The organism is Methylotetracoccus oryzae (assembly GCF_006175985.1).
Classification (GTDB): Bacteria; Pseudomonadota; Gammaproteobacteria; order Methylococcales; family Methylococcaceae; genus Methylotetracoccus; species Methylotetracoccus oryzae.
Map to the genome: position 1 here is coordinate 1 of NZ_SRSH01000006.1, position 24,394 is coordinate 24,394.

25 protein-coding genes and 1 pseudogene are annotated in these 24,394 nt (G+C 65.0%); 19 read left to right on the forward strand and 7 right to left on the reverse strand.

Annotation, left to right across the window (positions count from 1 at the left end; genetic code table 11):
* Positions 1–215, forward strand: a 215-nt coding sequence (locus BWR02_RS21250; protein ID WP_236102020.1) for a hypothetical protein, incomplete at its 5' end; no start/stop codon positions are given.
* A gap of 49 nt (positions 216–264) precedes the next feature.
* Here BWR02_RS21250 and BWR02_RS07395 read toward each other — a convergent pair.
* The 5 genes and pseudogenes from BWR02_RS07395 to BWR02_RS07415 form a co-directional block, all read right to left on the reverse strand.
* Positions 265–1,176, reverse strand: a complete 912-nt coding sequence (locus tag BWR02_RS07395) for an EAL domain-containing protein (RefSeq protein WP_139557123.1) — start codon at positions 1,174–1,176, stop codon at positions 265–267.
* Between the two features lie 28 nt (positions 1,177–1,204).
* A pseudogene (locus tag BWR02_RS21635) lies at positions 1,205–1,453 on the reverse strand (diguanylate cyclase domain-containing protein); the annotation flags it as partial.
* Positions 1,369–2,280, reverse strand: a complete 912-nt coding sequence (locus BWR02_RS07405; protein ID WP_139557124.1) for a HAMP domain-containing protein — start codon at positions 2,278–2,280, stop codon at positions 1,369–1,371. The gene BWR02_RS07405 and the pseudogene BWR02_RS21635, both read right to left, overlap by 85 nt.
* Before the next feature lie 63 nt (positions 2,281–2,343).
* Positions 2,344–2,841, reverse strand: coding sequence for a hypothetical protein (locus BWR02_RS07410; RefSeq protein ID WP_139557125.1), 498 nt, complete (start codon positions 2,839–2,841; stop codon positions 2,344–2,346).
* A gap of 120 nt (positions 2,842–2,961) precedes the next feature.
* Positions 2,962–3,591, reverse strand: a complete 630-nt coding sequence (locus BWR02_RS07415) for a FecR domain-containing protein (RefSeq protein WP_139557126.1) — start codon at positions 3,589–3,591, stop codon at positions 2,962–2,964.
* A 956-nt stretch (positions 3,592–4,547) separates the two neighbouring features.
* Between BWR02_RS07415 and BWR02_RS07420 the strand changes: the two genes are divergently transcribed.
* From BWR02_RS07420 to fabG, 13 genes are all read left to right on the forward strand, one after another.
* A complete protein-coding gene (locus tag BWR02_RS07420) occupies positions 4,548–6,071 on the forward strand; it encodes a hypothetical protein (protein ID WP_139557127.1) in 1,524 nt (507 codons plus the stop codon).
* A gap of 461 nt (positions 6,072–6,532) precedes the next feature.
* Positions 6,533–7,093 carry a DUF3124 domain-containing protein gene (locus BWR02_RS07425; protein WP_162560064.1) on the forward strand — a complete coding sequence of 187 codons (561 nt, stop codon included), beginning with the start codon at positions 6,533–6,535 and terminating at the stop codon, positions 7,091–7,093.
* A gap of 213 nt (positions 7,094–7,306) precedes the next feature.
* Positions 7,307–7,915 (forward strand): hypothetical protein, encoded by a 609-nt coding sequence (locus BWR02_RS07430; RefSeq protein WP_139557129.1) that lies wholly within the window; start codon positions 7,307–7,309, stop codon positions 7,913–7,915.
* Positions 7,916–8,005: 90 nt separating this feature from the next.
* Positions 8,006–9,391, forward strand: a complete 1,386-nt coding sequence (locus tag BWR02_RS07435) for an NAD(P)/FAD-dependent oxidoreductase (protein ID WP_139557130.1) — start codon at positions 8,006–8,008, stop codon at positions 9,389–9,391.
* Entirely contained in the window at positions 9,372–10,412 is a 1,041-nt protein-coding gene (locus BWR02_RS07440; protein WP_139557131.1) for a chorismate transformation FkbO/Hyg5 family protein, read from the forward strand. Before BWR02_RS07435 ends, BWR02_RS07440 begins: the two co-directional genes overlap by 20 nt.
* Positions 10,413–10,475: 63 nt before the next feature.
* Positions 10,476–10,736 (forward strand): ApeE family acyl carrier protein, encoded by a 261-nt coding sequence (locus BWR02_RS07445; RefSeq protein ID WP_129884951.1) that lies wholly within the window; start codon positions 10,476–10,478, stop codon positions 10,734–10,736.
* A gap of 69 nt (positions 10,737–10,805) precedes the next feature.
* A complete protein-coding gene (locus BWR02_RS07450) occupies positions 10,806–11,132 on the forward strand; it encodes a 3-hydroxyacyl-ACP dehydratase FabZ family protein (RefSeq protein WP_139557132.1) in 327 nt (108 codons plus the stop codon).
* A 28-nt stretch (positions 11,133–11,160) separates the two neighbouring features.
* Positions 11,161–12,048: a lysophospholipid acyltransferase family protein gene (locus BWR02_RS07455; protein WP_139557133.1), complete on the forward strand. Its 888-nt coding sequence runs from the start codon at positions 11,161–11,163 to the stop codon at positions 12,046–12,048.
* A complete protein-coding gene (locus tag BWR02_RS07460) occupies positions 12,035–12,628 on the forward strand; it encodes a LolA-related protein (RefSeq protein WP_139557134.1) in 594 nt (197 codons plus the stop codon). Before BWR02_RS07455 ends, BWR02_RS07460 begins: the two co-directional genes overlap by 14 nt.
* 308 nt (positions 12,629–12,936) lie before the next feature.
* The gene (locus tag BWR02_RS07465) at positions 12,937–14,118 is read left to right on the forward strand and encodes a beta-ketoacyl-[acyl-carrier-protein] synthase family protein (protein WP_139557135.1); all 1,182 of its coding nucleotides are present in this window, start codon (positions 12,937–12,939) and stop codon (positions 14,116–14,118) included.
* Positions 14,115–14,906, forward strand: a complete 792-nt coding sequence (locus tag BWR02_RS07470; RefSeq protein ID WP_139557136.1) for a beta-ketoacyl synthase chain length factor — start codon at positions 14,115–14,117, stop codon at positions 14,904–14,906. The genes BWR02_RS07465 and BWR02_RS07470 overlap by 4 nt, the downstream gene beginning before the upstream one ends.
* On the forward strand, positions 14,903–15,346 hold the full coding sequence (locus BWR02_RS07475; protein ID WP_139557137.1) for a hotdog family protein: 444 nt from the start codon (positions 14,903–14,905) through the stop codon (positions 15,344–15,346). Before BWR02_RS07470 ends, BWR02_RS07475 begins: the two co-directional genes overlap by 4 nt.
* On the forward strand, positions 15,339–16,070 hold the full coding sequence (fabG, locus tag BWR02_RS07480; protein WP_139557138.1) for a 3-oxoacyl-ACP reductase FabG: 732 nt from the start codon (positions 15,339–15,341) through the stop codon (positions 16,068–16,070). Before BWR02_RS07475 ends, fabG begins: the two co-directional genes overlap by 8 nt.
* A 6-nt stretch (positions 16,071–16,076) precedes the next feature.
* Here fabG and BWR02_RS07485 read toward each other — a convergent pair whose 3' ends face one another.
* The gene (locus BWR02_RS07485; RefSeq protein ID WP_139557139.1) at positions 16,077–17,429 is read right to left on the reverse strand and encodes an AMP-binding protein; all 1,353 of its coding nucleotides are present in this window, start codon (positions 17,427–17,429) and stop codon (positions 16,077–16,079) included.
* Between the two features lie 374 nt (positions 17,430–17,803).
* Here BWR02_RS07485 and BWR02_RS07490 point away from each other — a divergent pair, with 374 nt between their 5' ends.
* From BWR02_RS07490 to BWR02_RS07510, 5 genes are all read left to right on the forward strand, one after another.
* On the forward strand, positions 17,804–18,514 hold the full coding sequence (locus tag BWR02_RS07490) for a hypothetical protein (RefSeq protein ID WP_139557140.1): 711 nt from the start codon (positions 17,804–17,806) through the stop codon (positions 18,512–18,514).
* Positions 18,515–18,892: 378 nt separating this feature from the next.
* Positions 18,893–19,678 (forward strand): lysophospholipid acyltransferase family protein, encoded by a 786-nt coding sequence (locus BWR02_RS07495; RefSeq protein ID WP_139557141.1) that lies wholly within the window; start codon positions 18,893–18,895, stop codon positions 19,676–19,678.
* Positions 19,675–20,439: a glycosyltransferase family 2 protein gene (locus BWR02_RS07500; RefSeq protein ID WP_139557142.1), complete on the forward strand. Its 765-nt coding sequence runs from the start codon at positions 19,675–19,677 to the stop codon at positions 20,437–20,439. Before BWR02_RS07495 ends, BWR02_RS07500 begins: the two co-directional genes overlap by 4 nt.
* Before the next feature lie 131 nt (positions 20,440–20,570).
* Positions 20,571–21,560 carry a dihydroxyacetone kinase subunit DhaK gene (dhaK, locus tag BWR02_RS07505; RefSeq protein ID WP_139557143.1) on the forward strand — a complete coding sequence of 330 codons (990 nt, stop codon included), beginning with the start codon at positions 20,571–20,573 and terminating at the stop codon, positions 21,558–21,560.
* An 83-nt stretch (positions 21,561–21,643) separates the two neighbouring features.
* Entirely contained in the window at positions 21,644–23,665 is a 2,022-nt protein-coding gene (locus tag BWR02_RS07510; RefSeq protein ID WP_139557144.1) for a sensor domain-containing diguanylate cyclase, read from the forward strand.
* A gap of 6 nt (positions 23,666–23,671) precedes the next feature.
* On the opposite strand, the gene dhaL is transcribed toward BWR02_RS07510, so the two are convergent.
* Positions 23,672–24,304 carry a dihydroxyacetone kinase subunit DhaL gene (dhaL, locus tag BWR02_RS07515; RefSeq protein ID WP_139557145.1) on the reverse strand — a complete coding sequence of 211 codons (633 nt, stop codon included), beginning with the start codon at positions 24,302–24,304 and terminating at the stop codon, positions 23,672–23,674.
* Between the last annotated feature and the right edge of the window lie 90 nt (positions 24,305–24,394).

Genomic DNA, 24,394 nt, shown 5'->3' on the forward strand with positions numbered 1-24,394 from the left:
CGGGTCTGCTTCTTCTTCTGGTCATAGGCCAGCGAGGCGAAGGTCGTCTGTTTCATCCGGTCACCGCGTTCACGTGCTCTGTTGGCGATAGCTTACCAGCCGCATTTGTTCAGAGGCTCCTTAACCCCTTCAATTTCTCTGTCAGGGAGGCAAATAGTGTATCCACGATCGGAAACCTGCCGAGCAAGCCTGCCCGGAAATCGATGATGGCATAGAAACCGACAGGCTGGCCGGTAGGGTGGGATCAGGCGCCAGCGCACCCGATCACAGCGCCAAACGGGATGCCGATGCGTCGAGCAGGGGTCCGCCAGCGTACAGTTCGGCCAGCGGCCGAGGCTTCCCGAGGCCGTAGCCCTGGCCATAGTTCACGCCAATTTCGGTCAGCTTCTGCGCGATCTCGTGGTCCTCGACGAATTCCGCAATGGTCTCGAGCCCCATGACGTTGCCCACGCGGTGAATCGCCTCGACCATCGCGCGATCGATCGGATCCGTGGCCATATCCTTGACGAAACTGCCGTCGATCTTCAGGTAGTCGACGGGCAGGTTTTTCAAATAGGAGAACGAACTGAGACCGCTACCGAAATCATCGAGCGCGAAGCGCGCACCGCGCGATTTGAGCCGGGTGAAGAACTGCTTGGCATGGGTCAGGTTCGACACCACCGCTGTTTCGGTAATCTCGAAGCAGACCGAATCCAACGGGACTTTCGACTCGGTGAGCTCGCGCTCGACGAAGGAGAGGAACCCTTCGTCGCTGAGCGACTGCACCGACACATTGATCGACAGCGACAGCGGCTCGGCGCTCAGCTCATGCCACAGCGCAAGATTACGGAAGCTCTGGCGAATGACCCAGCGATCGATGTCCTGCATCTGTTTGTAACGCTCGGCGCTGGGAATGAAAGCCGAGGACATGACCAGTTTGCCGTCACGGTCGCGCATCCGGAGCAGGATCTCGCCGTGTTGTTCCAGGCCGCCGGCAAGCGGCACGATAGGCTGGTAGAACAGCACGAAGCGATCGCTGGACAAGGCCTCCTGTATCCGCGGTACCCACAGCATTTCGCCGTGGCGCTGCACCATCGCATAGTCGTCCTGGCTGAACACCTGGACCCGGTTGCGCCCCTGCTCCTTGGCCGCATAACAGGCCGTGCACGCCGAACTCGTCGCCCCCCAGCCGCGCAAAGGTGTCGTGCTGGCGCACGTGGGACATCAGCACATCCTTGATCTGGCGCAGCAGCTCATCGCCGGCAGCGTGACCGCAGGTGTCGTTGACGATCTTGAACTGATCCAGATCGATATACAGCGCGCAGTGGGTCCGGTCATCCGGACCGACTTTCAACAAGTTGCCCAGCCGGCGCTCGAACTCGGCGCGGTTCACAAGACCGGTGAGCGCATCGTGCGACGCCTGGTAACTGAGACGGCGGGCAGCGTTCTGCGCCTCGGTGTTGTCCCGCAGCACCCAGACCGTGCCGACATGCAGACCGGAGCCCTCAAGTATGGGCGCGACACAATAATCGATCGGCAGCGGCCGTGCCCCCCCCCACGCAGCAGCGACGCGCTACCCGTCCGGATGTCGTCCGCGGTTCCCGTGCGGAAACACAGCAAGCGATCAGGCTGGGTGTCGGAACTCTGATCGTCGATGAGGCGCATGATCTGTCGCATGTGCTGGCCGACCAGGCACTCACTGTGATCGTCCAGCAGGAGCGTGGCGGAAGGATTGACATAGGTGACGCAGCCCGACAGGTCGGTGGTCAGGACGGCCTCCCCGATCGAGGCCAGCGTCACCCGCATCAATTCCTTTTCGTCGGTCAGCGCCTGCTCGACACGCTGCCGCTCGGCGACCTCCCGCTTCAGGTTCCGGACGAGCCGAGCCAGATCCAGCGTGCGTACTTCGACCCGATGCTCCAGGCTGCGCTGGGTGTCCGCCACATGCTCGGCCATCCGGTTGAAGGCTCGACCCAGCCGCGCGACCTCGTCGACCCCGCCGATGCGAACCCGTCGATCGAGATCCCCGGCGGTAAAGCGTTCGGTGGCCCGGACGACACGGTTGAGCCGCAGCGTCAAACCGAAATGGATCAGCAGGCCGATGACCGCGGCGGACGCCAGGATCAACTGGACCGACTCCATGGTGTGATTGAACACGGACGCGCGAGCCGCGCTCAGATCCCGCGACAAGTCGCGCCGCATGATCACGACGCCCGTCCGCTCGGGCTCCACCACACCGACCCGGTGCGAGCCGAAGAACGCCGGAGAAAAGCCGAAAATTAGCCGTCCGGCCCCCGCCACGTGGACTTCTCCGGTCTCGGACCGTCGCACCCGCTCCACGACCTCATGTAGCGGCTCCCCGTTCTAGGCTGCAACGCCCCGCGGCAGGATCTCATGCAGCGAATGGCCGACGGCACCGGAACCGCTAGCCGTCAGGATCAGGGAGCGGGTGTCGGCGATCAAGGTTTCCTCCGACTCGGTGACGCCGTCGAGCCGGGGCAGGGCAAACTCGAACCGGTCGTTCCGCCGCGACTGCGCCGCCATGCCGATCTGCGCCTGCAGCGCGGACATGCGGTCCATCATTTGAGCGACCGCATAGCCCCGCACGACATCCTCGGCGGAACGCTGGTAGCGGTCTATCGTGTACTGCGAGAGAACGGCCGCGAGCGCGATGATCAACCCTGGCACTGCGACGCGCAGTGACACGAAAGACACTGCCACCCGCCGAATGGCGCGCACCAGCGCCCCGAACGGATTCCACGGCGCGGGCCGCGGGCCGGGCACGAGCTGGCCCCCGCGTTCCGGGGTCTCGGCTGGCGTGTCCGGCGCGGCAGCACCGCAACGCTCGAATTCGGTGGCCATGGCCGGGCTCGGTTGGCGCCAAGGCGCTAGCGGCGGAAGCAACCCGTGGGGAAGCAGACGCGGCTGCCGGTCGACGTGATGCGGCAGATGCACGAACCCGTCGCATAGGTCGCGGCGATCTTAAGGTCGCCCAGCAGACCGGGCTCCAGCGAGGTGGCAGCCAGCATCGGCAATCCCGACACAACCGGCAGCGAGAACGAGGCCGTGACGTCCGCCCCCTCGGAGGCCACATAGCAAAAGGTGGCCTGCGTCAGCTTGCCGTCCACCGCCGGCCTCGTTCGACACCGTCACCTCACCCTCCATTACGGTCACTTCGGCGTCCCGATCGGAGGCGCGGATCACGAATTCGGTACCATGGATCATGGCGCGCAGTGCTTTCGTATCGATGCGCATGCGCTGCGGCTGGCGGCTGAACGACTGGACCAGCCCCTGGGCCACGTCGAGCCAGGTGAAATCCTGGGAATTGGCGCTGACCACAGCCAACCGCAGCGAAGTATGCTGATCGAGGCGCAGCACGGCGTTGTTGACGAGTTTCAGCGCAGCGCGACTTGCACCGCCCACCGCGACCGAATCACCGACGCATAAACGTTCCTCTACGACGGCGTTGCGAGGCTTCGACTCACCGACGCGATGGATGGTCACCTCGCCCTCGACACTGACCACCTGACCTGCCTCTTCACAGGCATTCGCCCCCTGGCTGACGTCCGTCACCAGCACCAGCGCGGCTGACATGACGATGGTCCTGATCATTGCGTTCACTCGATTTCGGCTCTGGCTTGGGCAAGGGAGTCATGATCTGCTCCCCTCCCGATCGTGGCTCGCGAATCCCACGTTGCGTAATGCACCGATCGGCTCCAGAAAACAGTCACCGAGCTTCATCACGAGCATTGACCGGGGTCGGGCCCCATGAGCTGGATCGCCCGGCGTACTCCCCACACTGCGCCAAGCTGAGGATATTGTCTTACAGAACAAATGGAAATCGGTGATGACCGGGTTTTCGGATAGGCCGCAAGCTCGGACAAAGACGGGAGATTTTCCTAGGTAAATGGATGAATTCCCCAGGCGGGCATAGGGCCTTGCCCACTCCATCCACCCGCGTCACGCGTCCATGGTTTGCCCGCGGGCCCCAGGTTTGCCATCAACCTGCGCTATCCACCCGACGACGTACCCGTTTGTCGCACTCAGGCTTGCAGCCACCGCTGGACACAGCGTAACCGCGCTGAAATCAGCCGCCGGCTTTCATCCCGCGCTCACTGAGCGCCTTCCCCACCCGCAATCCACACGCGCGATGCCACTGGATCCGTAGTGATATCGCCATCCGCTCTATTGGGTGTCGCTGCAATCAGACATCCAGCCACCGACACTGTCGCCGCCGCACGACACTTTTGGGCGCCTTTCTCTTCCCTAAGGGTCATCCGCCAGCCTTCAAGCCCCCGAAATCAGGCGAACGAGGCCTTCTGGCACGACTTGTGCGGGGAACCCAGCCAGTCAATACGCTGCGTCAACGTTGAAGCCGACAAAAGCCAACAGGAAACACGATACGGCAGGGCACTGGCCCCAATCGCGCGCAGTGAGGTTTATCGGCCAAAAACCGGGCCGTTCCGGAAACCCGAGAATATTCGCGCCGCTGGGTAAGCCTTATCCGCGGCCACTTAGCCAATAAGTCGGCTAATAACCCAGACTCCCCTAAAGAGAAAGGTAAGACTATGATGCGACGCACCGCCTCCCTCGCCATCGGTATGACATTCGCGACACTATTTACCGATGCAGGACATACGGCTCCTCAGGATATTCTGCATCACCATATACACAACTGGAGCCGGATTTACTCGTCCGACCAGCGCTCGAATCGTCGCTGGGCCCGCGCCGAACGGCATGCGGTTGCCATGGGTTACAGTACGGTCAATCGGGGCGTGGCAGATGATCCGGCCTTTGACCATCTGGGCGTTTCCAAGGACCTCAACGGGGCATTCTATCCGGTTATTTTCGACTTCTCCTCTGACCGGGTCCGCTACCGATCGGAAGCCGAAAATGGTTACGGTGGTAATTTCCTACGACCGGGAACCTCGGTAAACAACCTCGTCGCTCTGAGCCGGGCCGACATGGAACTCTTGTCCGTCTTCGGTTGCAGCCGCAGCTCAGCGAAACCCGTCCTGGATCCCACCGTGACGAAGGAGCAGTTCCAGACGGCCTTCCACGCGTTGGATAGCGCACCCGGTGGCATCTGGGCTTACGCCAACCTGCAGAGTCGATACGTGGTCGAGCGATTGGCCGAGGGTTACACGAACGCGATCCGCAACGGAGGCTTCTCGGGCGCCACCTTCGACGACATCGCCCGAACCCCACCAGGAAACAGCTGTGAAAACAAGGATGTGCAACATGATGGACGTTATTACAACACCTGGAAGGAAGGGCAAAAAGCCCTGCTCCAACGCATTACGAGCGCATTGCACAGCGCGACTTCACCGCTGGGATTCCCTTACTATGTCGCGGCCAACATGTACCAGATCAATACCAGCAACTCCGGCACCACATACGGCGCCTGGTATGCAGACCGCAGCCTGAGACTCGATGCCTATTATCTCGAGCGCGGAACCCAGGCCGGGCACGATCAAAGGGCGAACAGTACGGATCCGGAAACCGGCAAGCCCGCGTTCTCCTATGAAGCCAACGGCGCACCCCGCAACTTCATCCCCGCCGATCGGATGCATGTGAGCACGGCCCATAACGAGTTTCCAGCCTATGGCGAATTCCTGTCGGAACACCTGGAGGTTGCAGGCATCGCAGGGCGGCAGGGTTCCTGGTTCAGCTATGTCGTCGGAATGGCGGTGGACAAAACCTACACCAACGGAGCCTGGGTATTCAATAATGCGCTTCAGTTGATCCGGGCGGTTCCCAATTTCGACAACCTCGCCGAGGTTCCGCTTTCGGCGCGAACCTATAACCCGGCGTCCCAGACCTACAACAGCCCCAACAGTCATGCTTCACCCAGCGTGGTGTATTCTCGCAATCCTATGAACCGGGAAATGTATGCCGTCTTCCTGAGAACGACGGGTACGATTACACTCAGACCCAACGAATACGTCGCAAGCGCCGTCTACGCCAACGATGCGTTCAATACCACGACGGGCAACGCCATCGGCTGTCTCCGTCGGGCGAATGGTACGGTTACGCTGATCTGTTCCACCCGCGTGGGCCAGGGCATCCGGCTCAAGCTTGCGAGATTCTAAGAGACCTTCTCAAACACTGCACTCCCCCAGCGCCGCCTCCCGTCTGGCGGCGCCTCGGAGCGATGTTCGAGGTTTACTGCCGCCAAGGCCGTGTTTCCGCTGCACGCTGGGGTTAGAGCAGATGATTGCGCTCAAGCCAAACAGCTGACACCTAAAGCCGACGTCGCTTCCAGGCGTCAGTCTCCGACGAATGCCCTCGTGCGCCGCAAGACACGAGCGTCGAAGGCGACGCATCACCTTCCTGAGACCCCCGAACCTGCGGCGCGGGCACCCGTTGGTGGTCCAGTTTCTTTTGCTGTCTAATGGCGCGGAAAGCGCGGGCACCAAAGTGTCGCCGACGGGAGTCTGTCCGGCCCCGGCCCGCTCACCCACTTCATCTCATTCAGGCGCCCATGACGATTATCGGTGGAGCTAGACCACGGACCGCACGAACCGCTGCCATCATCCGGTTCAGGGATCGCATGACCGGCCGGCACGTGCCGCCTGTAACCATCACAGCCCGCGGCCCGTTGGGCTTCGCCAAACGGGAGCACTGCCGGTCGCAGCCAGGTGCTCTAAAGGCGCTGGCACTGCTGTGGGCCGCACTGTCGTTCGATGCGGCAGTTGCGGCAGGCGAGACTCGAACGCATCTGGCACGCAGCCAGCTGCTCTATGTGCCGATTTATTCGGAAATCGCCTATGGCGATCGGCGGCATACGCTGAACCTGTCGGCGACCGTCACCGTCCGCAACACCGATCGCAAAAACCCGGTGAAGATTACCCGCGTCGACTATTTCGACACGGCGGGACGATTCGTCCGTTCCTACCTGGACGAACCGCGGCTGCTGGCGCCGATGGCTGCGACCGACTATGTGATCAGCGGCGCAGACCGATCGGGGGGAACGGCGGCCAGCTTTTTGATTGCCTGGGAAAGTGCGGAAGCCGTATCGCCGCCGCACATCGAGACCGTCATGATCGGCGCCGCGGCGACAACCGGTATCTCGTTCTCCAGCACCGCCGAGATTCTTGAAGAACGCCCCTAGCGACCAAGGCAACTTTCGTAAGGGGTCATCCTGGCTTATCGTCTTAGTATCGCAGCAAGCCGTGATACGAGCCGTAGCATCCCCGTAGTGACTCGACGGACGTTTTCCGGGAGCGGGTGGCCGCCGCTGACCGGGCCATTCGCCCCCTTTGCGCACCGCTGGCCCCCTCCGTTATGATCCCGCGAACGGTTGGATCCCTCGGAGGACAAGGCCATGCATCATCGCGCGAACGCACTGCTGGCAGGCGTCGGTTTCCTGATCCTGTCCTGCGCGCAGAAGTCGATTGCACCGACGAGTTTCTCCCCGGCCTACAAGTCGATGCTCGAACCGTCGGAAGTTTCGCTCGTCAAAAGCTGCGCGGTAGCCTCATCGGTCGTCGCGAAGAACGGGCTGCCGGGGTCCGTGGTGGGGAAAAGAACACTGGAAGGCGGAGCGGTGGCACCGCAGCCAATCAGCCTGACCGGCGACCCGACAGGCTGGGTGCGCTCGGCAGCACGGGAGATATTCCGGCAATCCGGGGTCAGGACCACCACGGCGGGTGCCCCTGTCGTCACGCTGAGCCTGTATCAGGTCCTCATCAACGAAAACGTGCACGTGAACGCTGGCTACGATGCGCGAGTCGTCATCGACGCTACCGTCCTCGATGGCCAGGGACGCACCTGCTGGTCCGAGCGGAAGACCGGCACCGCGCAGAATTACGGGCATCACGGCAGCGCTGAAGCATACCGCGAAACCGTCGATCACGCGCTCGACCGCGCCCTGATGTCGGTGGCAGCGGACGGCGGGTTTCAGGAGGCGCTGTGCACGCGATGCTCGAAGTGACGCCCATCTGGTCACAGGAAGGGTTCGTGGACTCGCGGCGTCTTGAGCGCCGCGGATGCCGTTCGATGCAGCCGTCATCCGGAGGCGCACATGTTCACTGAAGATCATGGTCCCGTTCCCGCCGGACGGCCCGCCCAGGCGGCGGCACCCCATCTGACGAATTTCGACGTCGCCGTAATCGGCGGAGGACCGGCCGGTTCGGCGGTCGCTACGCGCCTCGCCGACAAAGGCTGGACGGTCGTGCAATTCGAGAAGGACCGCCACCCGCGCTTCCACATAGGGGAATCGCTGTTGCCGAGAACGCTACCCCTGCTGGAACAGTTGGGCGTACTCGACGACGTGGCCCGGATCGGTGTCACCAAACACGCCGCCGAGTTCTGGTCGAGCGAACACGGCCGTTTTGTCGAGTTCCCGTTTGCCGAAGCCCTGGACCCGAACCCACCCTACGCCTTCCAGGTCCGGCGCTCGGAATTCGACGAGCTGCTGCTGCGCAACTCGGCCGCGCATGGGGTCGCAGTCAAGGAGGGATGGCGCGTCGAATCGGTCGAGCTGGATGCTCCTGACAGCTGCCGGCTGGTTGCGCGTGATCCATCGGGCCAGGCCACCCATTGGCAATCCCGCTTTCTGGTCGATGCCACCGGACGCGACACGTTTCTGGCAACCCGTCTGGCCACCAAGACCCGTAACAAACAGCACAACAGCGCAGCGATCTTTGGGCACTTCCGGGGCGCCCAGCGGCGCGAGGGCCGGGCCGAGGGGAACATCAGCATTTATTGGTTCGAGCACGGCTGGTTCTGGATGATCCCGTTGCGCGACGACATCATGAGCGTCGGCGCGGTCTGCTGGCCCTACTACCTGAAAAGCCGACGAGTGCCGGTCGATGAGTTTTTCCTGTCGACCATCGCCCTGCAACCCCAGGTTCAGGCGCGGCTGGCGAAGGCCGAACTGGTTTCCGACGTGACTGCCACCGGCAATTATTCCTACCAGTCCACCGGTATGTACGGCCGCAACTATCTGATGGTCGGCGACGCGTTCGCCTTCATCGACCCGGTATTTTCGACCGGCGTCCATTTCGCACTGAGCGGGGCCTTTGCCGGCGCCGACGCGGTGGACGCTGCGCTGCGCGAACCCGCGCGCGCGACGGCCCACCTGGCCGCACATCAGCGCCGTCTGAAGCGGGGCCTGAAGACCTTCTCCTGGTTCATCTACCGGATCACCACGCCGGCGATGCGGCATCTGGTCACGAATCCACGGAACATGTTCCGGATCCGCGATGCCATGGTGTCCCTGCTGGCGGGGGATCTGTTCGGCAAAACCTCGATTCATGCGAGACTGAGTCTCTTCAGGGTCATTTATTACCTCCACGTTCTTGCCGCACCCCGCGTCAATCTGGCGGCCTACCGTCAGCGTCGCCGAAACGTGGACGGCCCTGAACTCCGCGCGGAATCCGCCACCCATGCCGGAGACTCCCGCTAGCCCGCGCCGCAAACCGCTGCTCGTCTCGGCATCGAACGGCGCACGCACCTGGCGTCTGCTGGCCGATCGCGATCTGGAACGCCTCGCCGCCGGGGAACGCGCTCGCATCCTCGGCGTGTTGCGCTATGCCGATGGTCGAAACCCCGCGGCGCCCACTCCGTGGCCCATCTGCGACGTACCGCTGAGCCCGCTGACCCGTGATCCGGCTTGCATCGTGCTGCTGGGCCGAGCGCCGACCGAAGCCCTACGCATTGGCGACCTCACGTGTCGAAACGACGGCGAGACCCTGTTCGGCGTTCTGGCCGACCCTACGGCAACGGCGCCAGACATCGGCGCAGCCACTTACCAAGTCTATCGAACACTGCTTCGCGTGTCGGCTGAGCTTGGTTTCCCGCATCTCAGCCGCGTCTGGCACTATCTGCCCGACATCAATGCCGCGCCGAACGGCCTCGAGGTCTACCAGGCGTTCTCGATCGGCCGCCGGGAGGCGCTGGATGCGTGGGGGCGGATCCCCGATGCGGCGCTGCCAGCAGCCTGCGCGATCGGCACCCGACAGCCGGGGCTGCGGGTCGCCTTCCTGACGACCCGCAGCCCCGGATCGACACTGTCCAACATCCGCCAGGACGAGGCGTACCGCTACCCGCCAGAGTACGGCCCCAGGAGTCCGGCGTTCTCCCGCGCCCTGATGATTCCCAACACTGCCGGCCCGTGCCTGCATGTCTCCGGGACCGCCAGCATCCGGGGGCACCGCAGCCGGCACGCAGGACGGCTGGAGCAGCAGGTCGAGGAGACCTTGCGCAACCTCGACGCGCTGCTCCAGCCGCTGGGCCTGAGCTTGCAGGACGCCGGCTCAGGCACGCTGTTGACGGTCTACCTCCGGCACGAGACCGATCTGGCCGCGGCCGAAGCGCTACTGAGCGGCGCGCTGCGGCCGGATGTCCAGTGGCTTTTCCTGCAGGGCGAGATCTGCCGCCGCTCGCTCCTGGTCGAAATCGAAGGTATCATCGACTTGCTGGCTTGAGCCGTTCGTCCGTGGCGGGATACCCCGGACCGCGTGCCGTAATCTTCGTCTTGCTATGACCTTATGAGTCCTCTCGAACTCGAACTCGCCCGGTTGATCGTTGCGACGCTGGGCCTCGAAGTCGACGCGGAATCGATAGACCCGAAGGCCCCGCTGTACGGTGAAGGCCTCGGTCTCGACTCGATCGACATGCTCGAACTTTCGGTCGCCATCAAGAAGTCCTATGGCTTTCAGATCCGATCCGAAGACCCCGACACCGTGCGCACCTTTGCGTCCTTGCGCAATCTGGCGGAAACGGTGGAGCAACGCCGCATCGCGGCCTGAGGCCCTGCGCGGGAGCCCCCTGTGCTCGCCGCTGTCCGCTGCGTGCGGGATTCGGGCCCGCCCCCTGGCATGCCCATGACCGAGTCGTCCGTACCCATTGCCCGGGCCCGTTTCTCGGTGGCTCCGGACCACCCGGCACTCCCCGGCCATTTCCCGGGTGACCCGCTCCTGCCCGGCGTATCCCTGCTGCAGCGGGTATTCCAGCTGCTGGAGGAAAGTGAGGGTATGTCTGCACCGATGGGTCTTGCGAACGTGAAGTTTCTGGCGCCGCTGCGGCCCGGCGACAGCTGCTCGATCGAGATCGAAGCGCTCGGACCCGGACGCTATCGCTTCGAATGTCGCGTCGGGCCGCGGGTCGCCGCCCACGGCGACATCACCTCCGCGTCGAGCGGCTGAGCCGGTCGCGGGGGCGGGAGAGACAGCGATGACCGCACCGCACTGGCTGCGGCAGCGAGAACGTAGCAACACGTTCTGGATCAATACGATCGTCTGGATCGCACTGCATGTCGGACGCCCGGTCGCCCGCGCGTTGCTGTACCCGATCACGGCCTACTTCCTGGTGTTCTCAGGCACTGCGCGCGCCGCATCCCGGCAGTACCTGGCACGCGTCCTGACCCGCCCGCCGCGGACGCGCGATCTGTTTCGGCACTACCACACGTTCGCACAGACCCTCCTCGACCGGCTGTTCGTCTACGCGGGACGCGCGTCCTTGTTCCGCCTGGATGTCCGCGGCTTCGAACTGCTCGAAGGCTTCATCGCGACCGGCCAGCCCTGTCTGTTGGTGGGCGCCCATTACGGCAGTGTCGACCTGCTGCGTACGCTGGCCGTCGTCGACAAGGGGCTGTCGATCCGTGCGCTGATGTATCCCGAGAACGCCAGCCGGATCATGAGCCTCTTTCGCCGCATCAATCCGTCGCTGAGCGACGGCATCATCGCGCTGGGCCGGCCCGACACCTTCATCGACGTCGCCGCATTCCTGGAGGCGGGCGGCTGCGTGGCTCTGCTCGGCGACCGCAGCATGCGCGATGAGAAGCGTGTCGCCTGCGAATTTCTGGGCAGTCCGGCCTGGTTTCCGGAAGCCCCGGCGAGACTCGCCCGGCTGTTTCGGGTACCGCTGCTGTTGTTCGCCTGCACGCATAGCGGCGATGCCGAATACGCCGTGCATTTCGAGTTGCTCGCGGATTTCCGCGCCGAGCCGTTGCCGACGAATGCCGAGGTCGTTCAGCAGTATGCCCGGCGCCTCGAGGATTTATGCCGCGGATCGCCTTACAACTGGTTCAACTTCTATGACTTCTGGGATGGCTCGACCTAACCGACGTCTGGCTCTGGCCCTCGCGTTGCTCAGCGCCGCATCCTGGGCAGCCGACCCCGCTCCACCCCGGACGTGGAATCTCGACGCCCTGCTCGGCACGCTCGCAACCCGCACGGAAGGCACTGCGCGGTTCAGCGAGATCCGTACCCTGAAGATCGTCGCGGTGCCGCTCAGGTCGTCGGGGCGTCTGTCTTTCCGACGACCCGACGTCCTCGAGAAACAGCTATTGGCACCGCGCAAGGAAGCGCTGCGGATCGACGGCGACCGACTGACCATAGAGGATGGCTCCGCCGATTCACCGCGCACGGTTCATCTGTCGGATCATCCGTCACTGCTCGCGGCCATCGAGAGCATCCGGGCCCCCCTGACCGGCGATGCGGAAACCCTCAGGCGCCTCTTCACTGCGACGCTCGGCGGGTCCGAGCGGCGCTGGGTGCTGACCCTGGTTCCTCGCGACGCCGCTTACGCGGAGATCGTCCGGGTCGTCTATGTGCATGGCAGCGGCCCACGTATCGAGTCGATCAGGATCGACGAAGCGAACGGCGACCGGTCCGAGATCCGCATCGAGCCGGAGCGCTGACCGGACCGGCCGACAGCGCGGGGGCCGGCTGCGGGCCGAGAGGACCGGCGGGGACAAATGCCCCGGGTTTCGGCATAATCGCCAGCAATGGATGCCCGCGCCAGACCCCGCCCGGCGCAGCCCGACTGGTTTCACAGCGGGCGCGTCGCATTAACCATTCACCCCCCTTGCTTGGCGGCGGGAGCGGGCCGGGAGGGCGAGACCGTCTGCGGGAGGGAACCCGCAGTCGAGCCAGGGACGGATTCACGGCGTGTCTCGGCTTCCCGGTCCGCTCCCGCGAGTCGCAGGCGTGAACACTTACGCGTCGCATGACCCCCCTCCGTGTCAGCGCCTACTCGCTGGTTTCCGCAATCGGATCCCGGGCCGAAACCACCTTGGCCGCGCTACGTTCGCGGCAGGGAGGTTTGCGTCCCTGCGACTTCCCCGAGATCGAACTTGACACCTGGATCGGTCGCGTCCCCGACATCGAAGACCGGCCGCTACCGGCCCCGCTGAGCGCCTATGACTGCCGCAACAATCGCCTCGCCGCGATGGCTCTGGAGGGCGACGACTTTTCCGAGCACGTCGCCGCGGCCGCCGCGCTGTATGGTCGCGACCGCATCGCCGTGATCGTTGGCACCAGCACGTCCGGCATCCTCGAATCGGAATCCGCGTATCGCCGCCGCGACGCGGCCTCGGGGGCGCTGCCGCCGGACTTTCGCTATCGGACGGTGCACAACACCTTCTCCGTTGCTGACTTCACGCGGCGCTGCCTGGGCCTGGGCGGGCCCGCGACAGCGATCTCGACCGCCTGTTCGTCCAGCGCCAAGGCGTTCGCCAGCGCCAGCCGCCTGATGGACGCCGGCTTCTGCGACGCAGCCGTCGTCGGCGGCGTCGACTCGCTCTGCGGAACGACGCTGCATGGCTTCCATGCGCTGCAATTGACCTCGGCCAGGCCTTGCCGACCCGCTGACACCCGTCGCGACGGGATTTCGATCGGTGAGGCGGCCGGTTTCGTGCTGTTGGAAAAGGCAAGCGACGCAGGGCAAAGCGTCCAGCTCATCGGATACGGCGAGAGCGCCGATGCCTACCACATGTCATCTCCGCATCCGGAAGGCGCGGGCGCGCGACTGGCCATGCAGGACGCACTGCAGCGGGCGGGAGTATGTCCCGAGGCGGTCGACCACGTATTGCTGCACGGTACCGGAACACTCGCCAACGATGCCGCCGAAGACTGCGCCATCGCCTCGTTGTTGGGAGAGCGCGTCGGGTGCAGCTCGATCAAGGGTTGGACTGGCCACACGCTCGGTGCCGCCGGCGTGGTCAACGCCATCATCGCCGCGCTGAGCCTGGATGCCGGCTTGCTGCCGGGCACGCTGCAGACGCAGGAAGTCGACCCTCGTCTGCGGTGCCGAATACTGCTCGACAACCGTGAGTCAGCAGTACGCTACATGCTCTGCAATTCCTTCGGCTTTGGCGGCAGCAACGCCACGCTGCTGTTCCGCCGATGAGGCTTCAGGTGGCCGGCATCGGCATCAGCGCGCCCGGCCTGACCGACTGGCAGCAGGCCAGCGCCGTGTTGCGCGGCGAACAGCACTACGTTCCCGCCGAGTACCAGCCAAGTGGTCGCAGCCCGCTCAGCGGCCCGGAGCGACGACGCGCGACCGCCGTGACCCGCCTGGCACTGGAAGCCGCCATGGAGGCTGCCGGCCCGGACCGCTCGCGGTGGGACATCCCCAGCGTTTTCGCGTCCTCGGGCGGCGAGGTCGATGTCTGCGATCTCATCTTCACCCAACTCGCGGAACCCGAGCGCGCGGTATCACCGACGCAGTTCCACAACTCGGTCCACAACGCCGCGTCCGGCTACTGGAGCATCGCCTCCGGCTCGCACCGGCCGACGACCAGTCTGGCCTGCTACGACGATAGTTTCGCCGCCGGTCTGATCGAGGCGTCCGCGCTGCTGGCCGAGGGCCCGGGCGAGGTGCTGTTGGTGGCGTTCGATCAGCCACCACCGTTCCCGATCGCGCCCTTTCGGCCCCTGTCGTGTCCCTTCGCGGTGGCGCTGCGGCTGACCTCCGGCAAGGGTCCGATCGCGCTGAGCGTCGGCTTCGACGACTCGGGCGGGTGCGAACCGACCGTGATGTCCGACCGGGCACTCGAGCGGATGCGCGCCGGCAATCCGGCGGCGCGCGCACTCCCCTTGCTCGCGGCCATCGCGCGGCAGGAGCCATCGGCCTTGATTCATCTGCCCTGTAGCGGACCGGGTTTGCTCCGCGTCGTCGTCTCGTGTGCCCAATGAAGCGCAGTGCGTTCGCGCAGCTGCTGCCGCACGCCGGCCCGATGTGCCTGCTTGACCAAGTCCTCGAATGGGATACCGGGTACATCCGCTGCAGCGCGACCTCGCACCGCGACCCGGCCAACCCGCTGGCCGTAGCGGGTCGCCTGCATGCGGTCTGCGGTGTCGAGTATGCGGCGCAGGCCATCGCGCTGCATGCCGCATTGGGGGCAAGCGTACAGGGCGCTGCTGCGGTACCCGGCTACCTGGGCGGGATCAGGCGACTGCAGCTGGCACGCGCGCGGCTCGACGATGTCCCGGAGGACTTGATCATCCAGGCCGAGCGCCAACTCGCCGACCACGGTGGGCTGGTTTACGATTTCTCCATCGCTGCGGCGGGGGCAGCCTTGCTCGATGGCCGCCTGTCCATCCTTTTTCCCAAACGACCGGCACACCATGAATAGCCCGACACGACATGCGCTGGTGACCGGCGCCAGCGGTGCGATCGGCGGGGCGATCTGCCGCGAACTGGCCGCCGCGGGTTGGCATGTCTTCGCCCAGGCTCATCGCAACCCTGCGGCGCTCGACCATCTCATCGATGGCATTCGTGCCGCCGGAGGGCGAGCGGATGGACTGCTGTTCGATGTGACGGATGCGGACCGGACCGCGACGCTGCTGGGCGCGCTCGCGGAGGAAGCGCCCATCCAGGTGCTGGTCAACAATGCCGGGATTCACGACGACGCGCCACTGGCGGGGATGACACAGCGGCAGTGGCACGCCGTCGTCGACGTGTCGCTGGACGGGTTTTTCAATGTGACCCAGCCGCTGCTGCTGCCGATGATGGCCACGCGCTGGGGACGCATCATCAGCATCGCCTCGGTCGCCGCCTTGGCCGGCAACCGCGGTCAGGCGAATTACGCGGCCGCAAAAGCGGGCTTGATCGGGGCCAGCAAGTCGCTGTCGCTGGAGGTCGCTTCACGCGGCATCACCGTCAACGTCGTCGCCCCCGGGATCATCCGGAGTCCGATGACCGAGGGCCTGTTCCCCGCGGAAAAGCTCAAGCAGCGCGTGCCGATGGGCCGCGCCGGCGAACCGGAGGAAGTCGCCGGTCTGGTCGGGTTCCTGGCGTCGAACAGGGCGGCCTATATCAGCGGCCAGGTCATTTCGATCAACGGCGGGATGCTCTGAGTCCCTTCAGCGCCGACGTCGACAGGATTCCGCGAGGGCCTCCAGCGCCTCGCGGGATAGCTTGCCGTTCTCCTGCCGCGGCAAGCCCTCGACCAGGAACAAGGGTCGTGGCAGAAATGCGGGATCGAGATGTTGGCGGAGTTCCGCCAACAGTTCCGAGCGGGTTCGTCGCGGCGCGACGGCGAACGCGATCAGCCGTGGGGTCGACGCCGCCTCGTTACTTGCGGACGATGGCACGAAGAAGGCGCCGTCCTCGACGCCCGGAAGGGCCTGCAGCGTTGCGTTCAGCGCGGTGAGGGAGGCGCGCTTTCCGGCCACGTTGATGTGGTCCGAAAGGCGCCCCAGCCATCGGAACTGATTGCCGCCGGTCGACTCCAGGCGGTCCTGCAGCGGCACCGGACCCTTCAAGTAGGGGGCGAGCAAACGTAACCCGCCATCGACGCCATCCAGTTCGAGGCCCCGAAACAGCGTCCAACGATCGTCGCGGCTGGTCCGGCGGGTAGCGACCGATCCGGCCTCGGTGAAACCGTAGATCTCCCTCAGCACCCCGCCGAACCGCTCCTCGGCGGTCCGCGCCAGTTCCACCGGCAGGGGCGCGGTGGCCGAGACGATCAGGTCGACCCGCGGCAGCGCGATGCCGGACGCCAGACAGGCTCGCAAGTGAATCGGGGTCGTGACCAGCATGCGCGGGGCCGGCAGCGCCGCCAGGGCCGACTGGACATCGGCCGGGTAAAACGCCGGCCGGTCGGTCAGGACGCACCGGGAGCGCAGCGGCAGCAGGATGGTGGTCTCGAGCCCATACATGTGCTGCGCGGGCACCGTGGCGACGGTGGCATGGCCCTGACTCGAAGCGACGCCCAGATGCTCGGCGATCAGATCGACGCTGCGGCGGAAAATGTCCCAGGTCTTCTCGTGCGGCTCGGGCTTGCCGGTGCTACCGGACGTGAAGACCAGGGCGACCGGCCGGCTCCCGTCCAACAGCGGATTCGGCGCCTCGCGAGGACATCGGACGGGCCGGCCGACGAGGAACGTCACGGCACCGGCATCCGGCGGCTCCTCATCACAGGCCACATAAGCGTCCGGGTACTCGTCGACCAGCGTGCGGACCGCCGCCGCCGTGCGGTTATGCGGCAGCAGGCTGACTTGTCCGCGCAGTAATGCAGCGACGAACATCAGCAGAAAATGGTAGCGGTTCGCACAAAGGTTGATGACCCACGAACGCGTCGGCAGACGCTCGGCGAGCGCGACCGCTTCGCCAAGGAAGCGTTCGGCCGCAAGGGTTTCGCCGTGACAAACCGCAATCGGGCAGTCGAGGCGACTGTCGGGTAACAGGGCAGACGGCCCTTCGACGAGGCTCATACTGCTTTCAGGATATGACCGTCGAGCCAGACGCGGTCGGCAGGACAGCCCCTAGGCGCGCATTCCGGCCGGCGAAACGCGGTCCGTCAGTTCTCACTTCGAGGTGACCACACGAAAAAATCAGGGAAATACCACAGCACCCTGCGGCATTTGCCGCAGCGGGTCGCGGGCGAATCCCCCTTCGACCCGCATGGATGTTAGGAAATCCTTATGGCGCGATAGTTGCTGTGTATGTGCCCGGGGGTCTGGCGCGACGATCGGCCGAATACAGCTCGGCGCGATCACGGGCGCTGCGGCTCTTTCCGTGGTGAAGGACCGCGTTGCCATGCGGCAGCGGGAATATTCAGACATCAAACGAAAGTAGAGGTATGAACATGAAAAAGATGAACAGCGGACTACGCCACGCGATCACGACTCTGATGGCCGGCTCAGCGCTTGCAGTTGCCTCGGGAGCGGCGATGGCGATCCCCGGGAGCCAGGTCATCGTGGATCTGGGTACTCTGAAAGGCCAGCCGACGGCCATTCAGTTCGAGGGCACTGCGCCGAACTACGCCTGGGACGGCTGGAACGGCCTGACGCCGAATTGCGGCTGGGCCCACAACACCCGTTGGTACACGGTGACGGTACCATACTACGCCACGGTGCAGGTAACGTTGAGCTCGGGCGATGAGAGGCTGAAGCCCGCGTTCTCAATGTGGAAGACCAACGGCAGCTTCGTGGGCGCCAACCATCTTTCGCACAAATACAACCAGGTCAGCCTCGAAGGATCGAGCATCTTTCTGAAGCCACAGACGCCGGGCGGGGATGGCGCGATCGCCTTCGTCGGCTACGCGAATGCCGGCGACCAGCCGTTCATCAACTGTGACGGCGAGACGGTGAAGAAGGGCACCCCGACGCTGTCCTACGTGATGCCGGGCACCGCCGCGTTCTCCAAGACGCTGACCAAAGGACAGTATCTGCTGGCCGTGGGCGGAAGCTGCAACAGCCAGGATTGTGGACCTGCCGGGCCGACGGGGGTGTTCCCGTTCAAGCTCGACATCCGTAAAGGCCCGATCCTTCCGCTGCCGACTCCGCCTGCTCCGTAAGACCGAAATTGCCTGATTCACGGAAGCTAAAGACATCAGCCGGGACCTGGGCCGCGGGAAAGCGGAATGCCCAGGTTCCCCACAGCATCCCGCCGACGTCGTCGATGACTCGGCTGGGACGCCCCGAGCCCGCCGCTGACCCCGGCTTGCGACACCCACCGCCCGTAACGGCAGCCCACGGCAGATCAGCCCAAGGCGTGTTGCCGTAGTCCTCGTGCCAACGCTTTCGTTGCTGACATCGCTTTATCCCCGCTCCCGCAGGGCACGGCGCGCCATGCCTTGAGCCCGCCGAGGGTGCCTAGCGCGTAAAAAAAGGGGTACTCTTTTGCTGCCCCGGGACGCCATTTCGCACTGGCTTCCGACCTCCCGCAGAAAGACATGCGCATCAGTCACTCCGTTCGAACCTTGCCGAAACTGCTGAGATCCGCCTACGAACAGGCCGTGCTGTACGGTGCGCTGCTCGTGTTCGGCACCGGCGGACTGATCTACACCGCCATCAGCCCGCTGGTTGGCGCGGTCCTGCCTCGCGACCTGGCGAACCGTGTCGGGCAATGGGTCATGATGGCCCTGTTCCGCTTCTTCGTCGGACTGCTGCAGCTGAGCCGGATCGTGCACTGCGATCTGTCCGCCCTGGACCGGCTGCGCGGACGGCCGCTGATCATCGTCGCGAACCACCCCTCACTGCTCGATGCCGTACTGATCGTTTCCCGCCTGCCACGTGTCGTCTGCATCATGAAGGCGCAGATCCTGGACAACCCGTTCCTCGGAGGCGGCGCCCGCCTGGCCGGCTATATTCGCGCAGACCATCCCATGGAGATGATGAAGCGGGCGCGGGAAGCCCTGGCTTCCGGCCGGCAGTTGCTGGTGTTCCCGGAGGGGACAAGAACGCAGACACCGCCGCTCAACGAGTTCAAGGGCAACTTCGCACTGATGGCGAAGCAGGCTCGGGTGCCGGTGCAGACAGCGTTCATCCGGTCGGACAGCGCCTATCTGTGCCGCGGCTGGCCGCTGTTTCGCAAACCTGAATTCCCGATCCACTATCGTGTTGAGCTCGGGATGCAATTTCCCCACGATGACGACTCCGGGCGCCTGCGGACGCGCGTCGAGGACTATATGCGCTCGACCCTGGAGAGCCGACCCCAACGGGCGCAGCCGCCGCCATGACGCCGTCGGCGACGCATGTCGTGGTCATCCCCAGCTTCAACACCGGCGACCTGCTGCTCGACACAGTCCGGCGCGCCCGCGCCGAATGGAGCCCGGTGTGGATCGTCATCGATGGCAGCACCGACGGGAGCGCCCGGCGCCTTGCCACACAGGCCGCGAATGACCCGGGCGTCCGCGTGCTCGCCCTCCCGGAGAACCGCGGCAAGGGTGCCGCGATCCATCACGCGCTTGGGCTGGCCGCGGCGGAGGGCTATACCCACGTGCTGACGATGGATGCCGACGGGCAGCATCCGCCGTCGAAGATCCGGGAATTCATGGACCGTTCGTCAGCCGCGCCGCAGGCGCTCATCGCCGGCGTTCCGGTCTTCGGCGCCGAGGCACCCGCGTTGCGCGTGCGTGGGCGGCGGATATCGAACGCCTGGGTTCGGCTCGAGACGCTCGGCGCCGGCGCAGCGGACTCACTGTTCGGCTTTCGCATCTACCCCATCGCGCCGCTGCTTGCGCTCATGGACCGGACCCGCTGGATGCGCCGCTTCGATTTCGACCCCGAAGCCGCGGTTCGTCTCAGCTGGGCCGGCGTGCCGACCGTCAACCTTCCGGCACCGGTCCGCTACCTGTCGGCGGCGGAGGGTGGTGTCTCGCACTTCCGTTACGGGCGAGACAACACGCTGCTCACGCTGATGCACATCCGTTTGATGCTCGAATGGCTGGTGCGGTGGCCGATGCTGGTCGCGCGCCGCTTCCTTCGGACGGGATCCTGACCGTACCCCAACCGTCGCGCACGGGTCCTGCTGCACGCTGGCTGGACTCCTGCACAGCTGGCAGGTTTTTGGGACAATGCCGAGTGTGGTAAACACCCACAACGCCGCGTAACCGAGCCGGAGGCTCCACCATGAAAAAGCTGATCGACCGCCCCGAGTCCTTGCTCGAAGACAGCCTGCGCGGCTTCGCGCTGGCCCATCGGGATCTGGTGGCGCTCAACGATCACCCCCATTTCCTGCGGCGCAAGGTAGCCGGCCACACTGGCAAGGTCGCGGTGATCTCGGGCGGCGGCTCCGGACATGAACCGCTACACAGCGGGTTCGTCGGCCTCGGCATGCTCGACGCGGCCTGCCCGGGACAGATTTTCACATCACCAACGCCCGATCAGATGGTCGCCGCGGCGGACGCGGTCGAATCGGGCGGCGGCGTGCTGTTCGTCGTCAAGAACTACGCCGGCGACATCATGAATTTCGAAATGGCGTCAGAGATGCTCGATTGCCCGTTTGCGACCGTCGTGGTTGACGACGACGTCGCGCTGCCGGCCAATCACAGCACCGGTCGGCGCGGCGTCGCCGGGACGACGATCGTCGAGAAGATCATTGGCGCAGCGGCCGAGGAAGGCGCCGACCTGGCTGCCTGCAAGGCTCTGGGCGATCGGGTGGTGCAAGCCACCGCGTCCATGGGTGTTGCGTTGACGAGCTGCACCGTGCCAGCCCTCGGCAGACCCATGTTCGCGCTGGCGGACAACGAAATGGAAGTCGGCGTCGGTATCCATGGCGAAGCCGGCCGCGAGCGCCGTGCGCTCGGCACCGCCTCGGAGATCGTCGCCCTGCTCGCCGAAGCCATCCACCACGAACTGCAACCCGCAGCTGGCCAGACCGCTTTGCTGCACGTCAACGGGCTGGGCGCGACCCCCCTGCTCGAACTCTACCTGGTCTACGAACAGGCTTGCCGCTACTGGACCGGGCGTGGCGTGACGGTCGTTCGCAGTTTGGTGGGCAATTACACCACGTCACTGGACATGGCCGGCTGTTCGATCACGCTGACGATGCTCGATGACGAACTGCTCCGCCTGTGGGATGCGCCGGTCCACACGGCATCGCTCCGTTGGGGCTGCTGATACCGATACGCCCTACCCAGTGCAACCCGAAAGGCCACCGGCCCACATCGCCTTCAATCCGAACCGAGCCGGCAGTGCTGTCGATGCTTGCATCGCAACCGTCTAGGCCGCCCGCTCCGGAACATCGGCGGCTCGCGCCGCTGGCAGGCCTCAACTACGGTCTGGTCGGCCTGCTGGTGACTGCGGCTTTCTGCGCCTGGAACAGCTGGACCAACCGGACCATCTACCTCGAGGAGTTCGCCGCGAACGCGAGGGAGCGGGCGGAACAGGTCAAAACACTCTATCTCGTCGAGCTGACCCGGCAGCAAGGCGTCGGAGCGCTGTTTGCAGCGTCGGGAGTTATCGATGCCGAGGAGTTTCGGAACTTCGTGCGACAGACCGAGGCGGGCACCGCCACCGCCCGCTTGTCGATGGCACTCCTACAGCGCGTATCGCCGGCCGAGCGCAAGAGCTTCGAGCGCGCTTTGCGGAAAGACTACGGGGCAGCCAATACCCATTTCTCGGCGTCGACAGAACCGGTGCGCATAGCGCAGAACGCCACTGCACCATACCAGCTGGCCATCCGCTACGCGGAACCGGTCCGCACCGAACTGAGCGCGCCAGGTTTGGACCTGTCCAGCGATCCGTCTGCCACCGCGGCCGCTCAGAGAGCGGCGGCCTCGGGCCGAACGACCTTCGCCGACGTGCCGCACGAAGCCGGCGGCCATGCGTTCCGATTGCTCACTCCGATCTACCGCAGCGGACTCCCTCCGGTGACGCCCGAAACCCGCGTCGGCCTGCTCGCCGGCTTCATCTGCGGGACCTATCGCTATCGCGACCTGTTCGAGGCGGTGTTCTCGCGCTCATCCCACCTGGGCCAGCATGTCTATGCCTTCGATACCGACCGAGCGGACGCGCGGGCGGTGTACGTTCACGAGTCCAGGAAAGCGAGCGAGGTACGGGTCGAGCCCAAGCTGCGGCGGGCAGAGCTGGCGCAGTTCCAGCACCGGGTCGAGGAACAGATCGCGCTGGCGGACCATTCCGTCACGCTGACCTTCGTTCCCATACGGTCCATGACGCTGCTCGCCTTTCTCGACGACCGCGGGAAGCTGATCGCGCTCGGCGGACTGCTGGTGTCGGGACTGCTGGCGTTCATGGGGTATCGCATCGCCACGGCCCGGGCGCAACGCGAAGCCTCGGAGGAGCGGCTCCGTCTGGCCGCGACGGTCTTTCACGATGCGCAGGAAGCCATCGTGATCACGGATGCCTCCGGCAACATCATCGACGTCAACGGGACTTTCTCCCAGATCACGGGCTACCCGCGCGATGAAGTGCTCGGGAAAAATCCCCGGATGCTCAAGTCCGGGGTGCATGATGCCGCGTTCTACCGCGAGTTCTGGCAAACCCTGGTCAACGAGGGCGTCTGGCGCGGGGAAATCTGGAACCGGCACCGCAGCGGCGATCTGGTCGCGGTGCAGGCCACGGTCAGCGCGGTCAGGGATGAAAGCGGCCGGATCAGCCATTTCATCGATCTGTTTTCCGATGTCACCGATCGGAAGACCCAGCAGGAACGCATCGAGCACCTCGCCTACTTCGATGCGCTGACAGACCTACCCAATCGCGCCCTGCTGCTGGACCGTCTCGAGCAGGCGCTGGCCAGGGGGCGGCGGGACGACTCGCTGGTCTCGGTGGCCTATCTCGATCTGGATGACTTCAAGCCGGTCAACGACACGCATGGCCACAAAGCCGGCGATCTGCTGCTGTGCGAAGTTGCCCGCAGGTTGAAGGCCTCGGTGCGCGAACACGACACCGTCTGCCGTCTGGGCGGCGACGAGTTCGTGATCATCCTGGCTGGACTGCGTGGGTGGGAGGAGTGCGAGAAGATCCTCTCGCGGACACTGGAAAGCGTATCGCGGCCCTATGCGCTGCCCAATGGGCAAACCGTCCTCGTGTCGGGCAGCATCGGCGTCACCCTGAGCCCGCCTGATCGAAGCACCGCGGACATACTGCTGCGCCACGCCGATCAGGCCATGTACATCGCCAAACGGACGGGCCGCAACCGGATGCACCGCTTCGCAGCCCCCACCCCGCCGACACCGATATCCGCTGCTGGCGGCGCGGGATGATCGCGTTCAGGGCGAGAGCAGAACACCGCAGACCGCGCAGATCATCAACTGCGCAGTCTTGGCGCCGGGATCGAGATGCCCCCGCGCCCGCTCGCCGAGAAACGAGGCCCGGCCTTTCGTTGCCAGCATGTCCCGGGTCGTCTCGACTCCCGCATCGGCCGCCGCGCAAGCCTCGCGCAGCACCTCGTCGATGGGCGCCGACGAGGCGGCTCCGTCCAGGAGGACCCGCGATACCGGCACCAGCACATCGAGCATGGTCTTTTCGCCGACATCGGCCTTGCCGCGCGCCTTGACGGCTTCGACGCCGCTGCGAAAGGCCTCGGCGAAGCTCAGGAAACTGGAATCCTGCCCCTGCAGGGACTTGGCCATGCCCAGAAAAAGCGTCGCATAGAGCGAGCCCGAGGCACCGCCGATCGTGCTCATGACCGTCATGCCAATCGTCTTGAACGCGGCATGCCAGGCACTCCCGGCAAGCTCATCGCACAGCGGAAGCAGGGCTTCGATACCGCGCTGCAGATTGAAGACATGGTCACCGTCACCGATGGCCTGATCGAGCTGGGTGACGTTGTCCCCGTTGGCCCGAATCGCGCCATCGATGGCGCGGATCATCGCAGGAAGCGCTTTCGCCTGATTTTCCATCGACCGACACCCTCGCTGCCGTTGGCCCGCCAACCCCGGACTTCCCGACTCATGCCCGGCACGCGAGCTCAGGCAATCCGGCGGGGTGGG

What these genes read in the sequence shown, in the direction of transcription:
- BWR02_RS07410 (WP_139557125.1), bottom strand. Translation starts at nt 2,841, where the DNA reads ATGGCCACCGAATTCGAGCGTTGCGGTGCTGCCGCGCCGGACACGCCA.
- BWR02_RS07415 (WP_139557126.1), bottom strand. Translation starts at nt 3,591, where the DNA reads ATGATCAGGACCATCGTCATGTCAGCCGCGCTGGTGCTGGTGACGGAC.
- BWR02_RS07420 (WP_139557127.1), top strand. Translation starts at nt 4,548, where the DNA reads ATGATGCGACGCACCGCCTCCCTCGCCATCGGTATGACATTCGCGACA.
- BWR02_RS07425 (WP_162560064.1), top strand. Translation starts at nt 6,533, where the DNA reads ATGACCGGCCGGCACGTGCCGCCTGTAACCATCACAGCCCGCGGCCCG.
- BWR02_RS07430 (WP_139557129.1), top strand. Translation starts at nt 7,307, where the DNA reads ATGCATCATCGCGCGAACGCACTGCTGGCAGGCGTCGGTTTCCTGATC.
- BWR02_RS07435 (WP_139557130.1), top strand. Translation starts at nt 8,006, where the DNA reads ATGTTCACTGAAGATCATGGTCCCGTTCCCGCCGGACGGCCCGCCCAG.
- BWR02_RS07440 (WP_139557131.1), top strand. Translation starts at nt 9,372, where the DNA reads ATGCCGGAGACTCCCGCTAGCCCGCGCCGCAAACCGCTGCTCGTCTCG.
- BWR02_RS07445 (WP_129884951.1), top strand. Translation starts at nt 10,476, where the DNA reads ATGAGTCCTCTCGAACTCGAACTCGCCCGGTTGATCGTTGCGACGCTG.
- BWR02_RS07450 (WP_139557132.1), top strand. Translation starts at nt 10,806, where the DNA reads ATGCCCATGACCGAGTCGTCCGTACCCATTGCCCGGGCCCGTTTCTCG.
- BWR02_RS07455 (WP_139557133.1), top strand. Translation starts at nt 11,161, where the DNA reads ATGACCGCACCGCACTGGCTGCGGCAGCGAGAACGTAGCAACACGTTC.
- BWR02_RS07460 (WP_139557134.1), top strand. Translation starts at nt 12,035, where the DNA reads ATGGCTCGACCTAACCGACGTCTGGCTCTGGCCCTCGCGTTGCTCAGC.
- BWR02_RS07465 (WP_139557135.1), top strand. Translation starts at nt 12,937, where the DNA reads ATGACCCCCCTCCGTGTCAGCGCCTACTCGCTGGTTTCCGCAATCGGA.
- BWR02_RS07470 (WP_139557136.1), top strand. Translation starts at nt 14,115, where the DNA reads ATGAGGCTTCAGGTGGCCGGCATCGGCATCAGCGCGCCCGGCCTGACC.
- BWR02_RS07475 (WP_139557137.1), top strand. Translation starts at nt 14,903, where the DNA reads ATGAAGCGCAGTGCGTTCGCGCAGCTGCTGCCGCACGCCGGCCCGATG.
- fabG (WP_139557138.1), top strand. Translation starts at nt 15,339, where the DNA reads ATGAATAGCCCGACACGACATGCGCTGGTGACCGGCGCCAGCGGTGCG.
- BWR02_RS07485 (WP_139557139.1), bottom strand. Translation starts at nt 17,429, where the DNA reads ATGAGCCTCGTCGAAGGGCCGTCTGCCCTGTTACCCGACAGTCGCCTC.
- BWR02_RS07490 (WP_139557140.1), top strand. Translation starts at nt 17,804, where the DNA reads ATGAAAAAGATGAACAGCGGACTACGCCACGCGATCACGACTCTGATG.
- BWR02_RS07495 (WP_139557141.1), top strand. Translation starts at nt 18,893, where the DNA reads ATGCGCATCAGTCACTCCGTTCGAACCTTGCCGAAACTGCTGAGATCC.
- BWR02_RS07500 (WP_139557142.1), top strand. Translation starts at nt 19,675, where the DNA reads ATGACGCCGTCGGCGACGCATGTCGTGGTCATCCCCAGCTTCAACACC.
- dhaK (WP_139557143.1), top strand. Translation starts at nt 20,571, where the DNA reads ATGAAAAAGCTGATCGACCGCCCCGAGTCCTTGCTCGAAGACAGCCTG.
- BWR02_RS07510 (WP_139557144.1), top strand. Translation starts at nt 21,644, where the DNA reads ATGCTTGCATCGCAACCGTCTAGGCCGCCCGCTCCGGAACATCGGCGG.
- dhaL (WP_139557145.1), bottom strand. Translation starts at nt 24,304, where the DNA reads ATGGAAAATCAGGCGAAAGCGCTTCCTGCGATGATCCGCGCCATCGAT.